The organism is Massilia brevitalea (assembly GCF_030711405.1).
GTDB classification, from domain to species: domain Bacteria; phylum Pseudomonadota; class Gammaproteobacteria; order Burkholderiales; family Burkholderiaceae_D; genus Telluria; species Telluria brevitalea.
In genome coordinates this window covers 1-710 of record NZ_JAULSI010000125.1, presented here as the reverse complement: position 1 = coordinate 710, position 710 = coordinate 1, and the positions used below count along the sequence as shown (strand labels likewise).

The following is a 710-nucleotide window of genomic DNA, read 5'->3' as shown; positions in this document are numbered from 1 at the left end:
GTTTTCAGCTACCGGCAGGTCATGTCTGGAGTTCGTTGTGGCGATGAATTTGCGACGCTGCTTACAGCGCAGATTGAGCTCCTGGCGCAGCCGGCGAACCCGCTCGCGACCGACCTCATGCCCTTGCTCAGCGAGCTCGCGCTTTATACGCGGCACCCCGTAGGTCTCCCGAGTCTGGCGGTGCACCGCCGTGATCAGGACCTTCAAGCGAGCATCTTCCTGCATCCGGGCCGACGGCCTGGCACGGAGCCAATCGTAGAAACCACTACGCGATACGCCCAGCGCCCGGCACAGCAGCTTGGCAGGATAGTGAGGAAAATCGAGTCGCATCGTCTTTATCCACGCGTACTTGGCAGCGACTCCTGCGCAAAGTACGCCGCCGCTTTTTTTACGATGTCTCGCTCCATTTTCGTTTCGGCCAGCTCCTTGCGCAGCTTCGCGTTCTCGGCCTCAAGCTCGGCCACGGAGCGGCTGCCCGGCGCCGCTGCAACGGCCGGCCCGCGCTTGGCTGCGACCACCCAATTGGCAAGCGTCGCTTTGGGGATACTAAGCCGTCCTGCTGCCTGCTCGAGGGATAGACCCTGCGCCAATACCAGCTTCACGGCTTCTTCTTTGAGTTCCGGGGTGTACGTTTTTTTCGATGTCTTCATAAAGGCTCCTGTTGGTGAACTTTACCAAACAAGAGTGTCCGGAAAAATCAGAGTACCTCA

1 pseudogene is annotated in these 710 nt (G+C 59.4%); it reads right to left on the bottom strand.

Annotated features, from left to right (window positions below):
* Positions 1–650: pseudogene (locus QWL29_RS26565) on the bottom strand (IS3 family transposase); the annotation flags it as partial.
* Between the last annotated feature and the right edge of the window lie 60 nt (positions 651–710).